At 70.8% G+C, this 6,997-nt stretch carries 7 protein-coding genes; 5 read left to right on the forward strand and 2 right to left on the reverse strand.

The genetic code is table 11. The annotated features are described in order from the left end of the window. Positions 1–47 precede the first annotated feature (47 nt). Both dapB and PV410_RS18620 read left to right on the forward strand, forming a co-directional pair. On the forward strand, positions 48–800 hold the full coding sequence (dapB, locus tag PV410_RS18615; RefSeq protein ID WP_499514347.1) for a 4-hydroxy-tetrahydrodipicolinate reductase: 753 nt from the start codon (positions 48–50) through the stop codon (positions 798–800). Between the two features lie 40 nt (positions 801–840). Further along, a complete protein-coding gene (locus PV410_RS18620; protein WP_499514348.1) occupies positions 841–1,293 on the forward strand; it encodes a hypothetical protein in 453 nt (150 codons plus the stop codon). Between the two features lie 13 nt (positions 1,294–1,306). On the opposite strand, the gene argB is transcribed toward PV410_RS18620, so the two are convergent. Together argB and PV410_RS18630 are read right to left on the reverse strand one after the other, a co-directional pair. Beyond that, positions 1,307–2,185 carry an acetylglutamate kinase gene (gene argB / locus PV410_RS18625; RefSeq protein WP_500325849.1) on the reverse strand — a complete coding sequence of 293 codons (879 nt, stop codon included), beginning with the start codon at positions 2,183–2,185 and terminating at the stop codon, positions 1,307–1,309. Between the two features lie 149 nt (positions 2,186–2,334). Then, entirely contained in the window at positions 2,335–2,883 is a 549-nt protein-coding gene (locus PV410_RS18630) for an SCO5741 family PH domain-containing membrane protein (protein ID WP_499514350.1), read from the reverse strand. Positions 2,884–3,050: 167 nt separating this feature from the next. On the opposite strand from PV410_RS18630, the gene thyX reads away from it, so the two are divergent. From thyX to PV410_RS18645, 3 genes are all read left to right on the forward strand, one after another. Further along, entirely contained in the window at positions 3,051–3,788 is a 738-nt protein-coding gene (gene thyX / locus PV410_RS18635; protein ID WP_500325851.1) for an FAD-dependent thymidylate synthase, read from the forward strand. 168 nt (positions 3,789–3,956) lie between these two features. Next, positions 3,957–4,856, forward strand: coding sequence for a 4-hydroxy-tetrahydrodipicolinate synthase (dapA, locus tag PV410_RS18640; protein ID WP_500325853.1), 900 nt, complete (start codon positions 3,957–3,959; stop codon positions 4,854–4,856). Between the two features lie 124 nt (positions 4,857–4,980). Next, complete coding sequence (locus PV410_RS18645; RefSeq protein WP_500325854.1) at positions 4,981–6,666, forward strand: ribonuclease J; 1,686 nt, start codon at positions 4,981–4,983, stop codon at positions 6,664–6,666. The last annotated feature ends 331 nt before the right edge of the window (positions 6,667–6,997 follow it).

The following is a 6,997-nucleotide window of genomic DNA, read 5'->3' on the forward strand; positions in this document are numbered from 1 at the left end:
TGAGCCGTACCGACCGTCTCGAACGTCTGGACCGGAGGACTGGAACGATGAGCAAGATCCGTGTGGGTGTGATCGGGGCCCGCGGCCGGATGGGCGCCGAGGCGGTCAAGGCCGTCGAGGCCGCGGACGACCTGGAGCTCGTGGCGGCGATCGGCCGCGAGGACAAGCTGGAGACCCTGGCCGAGAACGAGGCCCAGGTCGCGGTGGAACTGACCACCCCGGGCTCGGTCATGGGCAACCTCGACTTCTGCCTGCGGCACGGCATCCACGCCGTCGTCGGCACCACCGGCTGGACCGACGAGCGCCTGGACACCCTGCGCGGCTGGCTCGGTGCCACGCCGGGCACCGGTGTGCTCATCGCCCCGAACTTCGGCATCGGGGCGGTCCTGGCCATGCGCTTCGCCCGCCAGGCGGCCCGCTTCTTCGAGTCCGCGGAGATCGTCGAACTCCACCACCCGGACAAGGTCGACGCCCCCAGCGGCACCGCCGTGCGCACCGCGCAGCTCATCGCCGACGCCCGCCGCGAGGCCGGCCTCGGCGCGCAGCCGGACGCCACCGCCACCGCCCTGGACGGCGCGCGCGGCGCCGACGTCGAGGGCGTGCCCGTGCACGCGGTGCGGCTGCGCGGTCTCGTCGCCCACCAGGAGGTGCTCTTCGGCGACGCCGGAGAGGTCCTCACCATCCGTCACGACTCCATGAACCGCGGCTCCTTCATGCCGGGCGTGCTGCTCGGTGTGCGCAGGGTCGTCTCCACGCCGGGACTCACCTTCGGCCTGGAGCACTTCATGGACCTCGACTGACCGACCGAGAGACGACCAACCGAGAGCCGGTTCGCCCACCATGCGCGCAAAGATCACCTACTTCGTCCTCGCGGCCGTGCTGGTCGTGTACTTCGTGCTGGCCGGCGCCCGCGGCGTCTGGCTGATCCAGGACGGCCGCCCGGTCACGGTGGTCCTCGGCGTGGCCGTGCTCGTGCTGCCGCTGGTCGGCGTCTGGTTCCTGGTCCGTACGACGCAGTTCGCACGCAACGCGGACCGGCTGGCCCGCGAACTGGAGGCCGAGGGCGGCCTGCCGGAGGACGAGCTGGTGCGCACCCCGAGCGGGCGCGTCGACCGCGCCTCCGCCGACGCGGTCTTCGCCCGGCGCAAGGCCGAGACGGAGGCCGCGCCGGAGGACTGGCGGACGTGGTTCCGGCTCGCGGTCGCCTACCACGACGCCCGCGACACCCCGCGGGCGCGCAAGGCCATGCAGCGGGCGATCGCCCTGCGCGGGAAGGCGCCGCAGACCCCCTGAAAGGGGCCCGGCCTCAGCCCGGCAGGACGGTCGTCCCGGCCTCGCCGGGGGCGCCGGTCAGCGCGCGCAGCAGGGCGTGCGGGGCGCGCCCGTCCAGTACCCGTGCGGTACCGACACCGGCGCGGACCGCGCGCAGGCAGCTCTCCATCTTCGGCACCATGCCGCCCCCCAGGGACGGCAGCATCCGTTCCAGTTCGGTGGCGGTCAGCCGGTCCAGCACCCGCTCCCGGCACGGCCAGTCCGCGTACAGCCCGGGCACGTCCGTCAGCACCACCAGGGCCTCCGCGCCCAGCGCGGCGGCGAGCGCGCCGGCGGCCGCGTCCGCGTTGACGTTGTAGACCTCGCCGTCCGTGCCGCGGCCGAGCGGCGAGACCACCGGGATGTGCCCGTGGTCCAGCAGCATGTCCACGGCGGCCGTGTTGACCTCCGTGACGTCCCCGACCAGGCCGATGTCCATCAGCTCCCCGCCGACCTCGGCGTACCGGCGCACCGCGGTGAGCGTGTGCGCGTCCTCGCCGGTGAGCCCGACGGCGTACGGGCCGTGCTCGTTGAACAGCCGCACCAGCTCCCGCTGCACCTTGCCGGCGAGCACCATCCGCACGACGTCCAGCGTCTCCGGCGTGGTGACGCGCTGACCGCCCAGGAAGTGCGCGGGTACGCCGAGCCGGTCCAGCTGCGCGCTGATCTGCGGACCGCCCCCGTGCACCACCACGGCCCGCACCCCGGTCCGCCGCAGCCGCACCACGTCCTCGGCGAAGGTGCGCAGCAACGTCCCGTCGGTCATGGCGTGCCCGCCGAACTTCACGACGACGGTGCGGCCCCGCAGCGGTTCCAGCGCGGGCAGCGGCGCGGGATGGGTGAGGAGCGTGTCGGGATGCGGCGGTGCGAGCAAGAGTCGCTCCAGGTCCTCGGCGGGCCGGGTCGGCCGGACGCTAACAGCCGCAGGCAAACCCCCGATGACGCCCGGCTGTCGCCTCCACGCCGTCTCCCGCCACCGTGTGCCTCCCGGACCGGGGCGTGGCGTGGTTCCCCGCTGAGCCCTCAGCGGCTCAGCTCGGAGGCCCAGCCCTCTATGGCGTCGGCCGCCTGGTCGAAGGCCTCCGTACGGCCGAGGAAGTCCGCGTTGTGGTCGGTGAGCAGCGGTCGCAACCGCTGGCCGTCCGCCCGCGTGACGACCAGGGCCTGGCCCTGGACGGTCCGGGGCAGCCCCAGCCACTTCACCGGCTGCTGGGCCGTACGGACGGCCCCGACGCGGTTCCAGGGCAGCGTCGTGGTGTAGAAGAGCCCCACCTGCCGCAGCCCGCGCGTGCTCACCCAGAACCCCACGCGCAGCAGACGCAGCGCGCAGACGATGGCCAGCACGGCGGCGACGACCGTAGCGGCGACCCCGGGCCCGTTGCCCGCGAGCCCCATGATCACTCCCGCGATGAGCAGGTACGAGGCGAGCACCAGCAGCATCGCCGCCGCGGCGACCCGCCAGGGCCCCGGGCGGTAGGGACGGATCCACCCGTCCTGGACCCGGTGCGGAAGGGCGGCGTCCGCGGCGTACTCGTCGTGGCCGCTGTCGGCGGCGAGGAAGGGCAGAGACACATCGGTGAGGCTAGCGGGCCCCGCCGGGACCGGCCAGCAGTGGTCCGCCGGTCGTCTGCCTTGCTCCGCTTTGCGGGGGGTGGGGCCGGTGTCGACGGGTGTCGGGCGATGTCGGAGCGGGCGCATAGGCTGGGCGCCGCCCCAAGCTCCATGAGGAAGGACGCCCGGTGACCGACATCCCCGCCGACGATTCCGTGCAGTTCCGCGACGACGTGACCGTCGAGCTCGTCAAGCACAGCGCCGCCGACTCCGACGTGCTGTGGGCCGCCCGGGTCTCCACGGCCGGCGAGCAGTCCCTGGCGGAGCTGACGAAGGACCCCGAGCGCTCCAAGGGCCTGATCAACTACCTCATGCGGGACCGCCACGGCAGCCCCTTCGAGCACAACTCCATGACCTTCTTCATCAGCGCCCCGATCTTCGTCTTCCGCGAGTTCATGCGCCACCGCGTCGGATGGTCGTACAACGAGGAGTCCGGCCGGTACCGCGAGCTGCAGCCGGTCTTCTACGTGCCGTCCACGGAGCGCAAGCTGGTGCAGCAGGGCCGCCCCGGGAAGTACGAGTTCGTGCACGGGTCCCCGGAGCAGCACCAGGCCGTCGTGGACGCCATGGAGGCCTCCTACCGGCATTCCTACGAGGCCTACCAGAAGATGCTGGCGGCCGGCGTCGCCCGCGAGGTCGCCCGCGCCACCCTGCCCGTCGGCCTGTTCTCGTCGATGTACGCCACCTGCAACGCCCGCTCGCTGATGCACTTCCTCGGCCTGCGCACCCAGCACGAGCTCGCCACGGTCCCGTCCTTCCCGCAGCGGGAGATCGAGATGGTCGGGGAGCGGATGGAAGCCGAATGGACGAAGCTCATGCCGCTCACCCACGCCGCCTTCAACGCCAACGGCCGGGTCGCTCCGTAGCAGGTCACCACTCATCCGGAATCTTCCGATTGCCGGGTTTCGTGCTGTTCGTCTAGTCTTCAGAAACGGATTCCGGTGCTGCTTGAACCCCCGAGCAGGCAGCGCCGGAGTCCTCATCGCAGGTCCCGAGGGGGTGTCCCGGCACCGGCACCGAGTAGCGTTGGACTCATGGCTCCGACCTCCACCCCGCAGACCCCCTTCGGGCGGGTCCTGACCGCAATGGTCACGCCGTTCACCGCGGACGGCGCCCTCGACCTCGACGGCGCGCAGCAGCTCGCCGCCCACCTCGTCGAGGCAGGCAACGACGGCCTGGTCGTCAACGGCACCACCGGTGAGTCGCCGACCACCAGCGACGTGGAGAAAGAGCAGCTCGTCCGGGCCGTACTCGAGGCGGTGGGCGACCGCGCGTTCGTCGTCGCCGGCGTCGGCACCAACGACACCCACCACACCGTCGAGCTGGCCCGCCAGGCGGAGCGCGCCGGCGCCCACGGCCTGCTCACGGTGACGCCGTACTACAACAAGCCCCCGCAGGAGGGCCTGTACCGGCACTTCACCGCCGTCGCGGACGCCACCGGCCTTCCGGTGATGCTCTACGACATCCCCGGCCGCAGCGGCGTCCCGATCGAGACCGAGACCCTGGTCCGGCTCGCCGAGCACCCCCGGATCGTCGCCAACAAGGACGCCAAGGGCGACCTCGGCGCCGCGAGCTGGGCCATCAGCCGCAGCGGCCTCGCCTGGTACTCCGGCGACGACATGCTCAACCTGCCGCTGCTCTCCGTCGGCGCCGCCGGCTTCGTCTCCGTCGTGGGACATCTGGTCAGCCCTGAGCTGCGGGCCCTCCTCGAGGCGTACCTCTCGGGTGACGTCCACAAGGCGGCCGAGATCCACCAGAAGCTGCTCCCGGTCTTCACCGGCGTCTTCCGCACCCAGGGCGTCATCACCACCAAGGCCGCCCTGGCCCTGCAGGGGCTGCCCGGCGGCCCGCTCCGGCTCCCGCTCGTGGAGCTCGGCGAGGCCGCGACGGCACAGTTGAAGCAGGATCTCGCCGCCGGCGGGGTACAGCTGTAACCAAAGACTTAAGAACTGAATGATCGCTCCATGAGGACAACGCAACAGAAAGCACGCTGTCATGCGCGCACGGTGTCCCCGGGTGTCCGCCCGGGGCCTGTGGCGTGCGTGGTGAGGAGATACTTTGAGCCATCCGCACCCTGAGCTCGGCCCGCCCCCCGCGCTGCCCGAAGGGGGTTTGCGCATCACCCCGCTAGGCGGTCTCGGCGAGATCGGCCGCAACATGACGGTCTTCGAATACGGAGGCCGGTTGCTGATCGTCGACTGCGGGGTGCTCTTCCCGGAGGAGGAGCAGCCCGGAGTCGACCTGATCCTGCCGGACTTCACGTCCATCCGTGACCGCCTGGACGACGTCGTCGGCATCGTCCTCACCCACGGTCACGAGGACCACATCGGCGCCGTCCCCTTCCTCCTGCGGGAGAAGGACGACATCCCGCTGATCGGTTCGAAGCTGACCCTGGCCCTCATCGAGGCCAAGCTCGCCGAGCACCGCATCCGTCCCTACACCCTCGAGGTCGCCGAGGGGCAGCGCGAGCGCATCGGGCCGTTCGACTGCGAGTTCGTGGCGGTCAACCACTCCATCCCCGACGCCCTCGCGGTCGCCATCCGCACCCCGGCCGGCATGGTCGTGCACACCGGCGACTTCAAGATGGACCAGCTGCCGCTCGACGGCCGCCTCACCGACCTGCACGCCTTCGCGCGCCTGTCGGAGGAGGGCATCGACCTGCTGCTCTCCGACTCCACCAACGCGGAGGTGCCCGGCTTCATCCCGCACGAGCGGGACATCCTGCCGGTGCTGCGCCAGGTCTTCGCCAAGGCCGAGAAGCGGATCATCGTGGCCAGCTTCGCCAGCCACGTCCACCGCATCCAGCAGGTCCTGGACGCGGCCCACGAGCGCGGCCGCAAGGTCGCCTTCATCGGTCGCTCCATGGTCCGCAACATGGGCATCGCCCGTGACCTGGGCTACCTGCGGGTCCCACCGGGTCTCATCGTGGACGTCAAGACGCTCGACGACCTCCCCGACGAGAAGATCGTCCTGGTGTGCACCGGCTCCCAGGGCGAACCCATGGCCGCCCTGTCCCGGATGGCCAACCGCGACCACCAGATCCGCATCGTCGAGGGCGACACGGTGGTCCTGGCCTCCTCGCTCATCCCCGGCAACGAGAACGCGGTCTACCGGGTGATCAACGGCCTCACCCGCTGGGGCGCCAACGTCGTGCACAAGGGCAACGCCAAGGTGCACGTCTCCGGCCACGCCTCCGCCGGCGAACTGGTGTACTTCTACAACATCTGCAAGCCGCGCAACCTCATGCCGGTCCACGGCGAATGGCGGCACCTGCGGGCCAACGCCGAACTCGGCCAGGCCACCGGCATCCCGAAGCAGCGCTGCGTCCTCGCCGAGGACGGCGTGGTCGTCGACCTCGTCGACGGCGTCGCCAGGGTCACCGGCAAGGTCCAGGCGGGCTACGTGTACGTGGACGGCCTCTCGGTCGGTGACATCACCGAGGCCTCCCTGAAGGACCGCCGCATCCTCGGCGAGGAGGGCATCGTCTCGGTGTTCATCGTCGTCGACAGCACCACCGGCAAGGTCGTGGGCGGTCCGTTCGTCCAGGCCCGCGGTTCCGGGATCGACGACGCGGCGTTCAACGACGTACTCCCCAAGGTCGAGGAGTCCCTCGCCCGCGCCGCCTCCGACGGCGTCGCAGAGGTCCGTCAGTTGCAGCAGCTCATCCGCCGAGCCATCGGCAAGTGGGTCTCCGACAACTACCGTCGCCGCCCGATGATCCTCCCTGTGGTCGTGGAGGTCTGACGCACCACCAGGAGCGGGGCACCCCGATTTGCATCGGGGTGCCCCGCTCCAGTACGTTGTCACAACCCCCGCGACGAGAACGCCACGGAGACGTGCGTGCTCACAGCGGAACGGTAAATCCGACAGAAAGCATCTGCTAAAGTCGGGGAGCGCGAAAGCCGAAAGGCGGAAACGCAAAAGCAGGAAATCCCCGCCGGCGGGAATCGGGCCCGAAAGAGTCTGATAAGCTGGTGACAACGAAGGGAAAGCCCGGAGGGGCCGGTGAAACGGTCTCGAAGGAAGCTTCCGTTCCTTGAGAACTCAACAGCGTGCCAAAAGTCAACGCCAGATA

It is taken from the genome of Streptomyces sp. PA03-5A (assembly GCF_033792725.1).
GTDB lineage: Bacteria > Actinomycetota > Actinomycetes > Streptomycetales > Streptomycetaceae > Actinacidiphila.

Bases quoted from the DNA above. Each gene is read 5' to 3' on its own strand.
- dapB (WP_499514347.1), top strand. From the start codon at position 48: ATGAGCAAGATCCGTGTGGGTGTGATCGGGGCCCGCGGCCGGATGGGC.
- PV410_RS18620 (WP_499514348.1), top strand. From the start codon at position 841: ATGCGCGCAAAGATCACCTACTTCGTCCTCGCGGCCGTGCTGGTCGTG.
- dapA (WP_500325853.1), top strand. From the start codon at position 3,957: ATGGCTCCGACCTCCACCCCGCAGACCCCCTTCGGGCGGGTCCTGACC.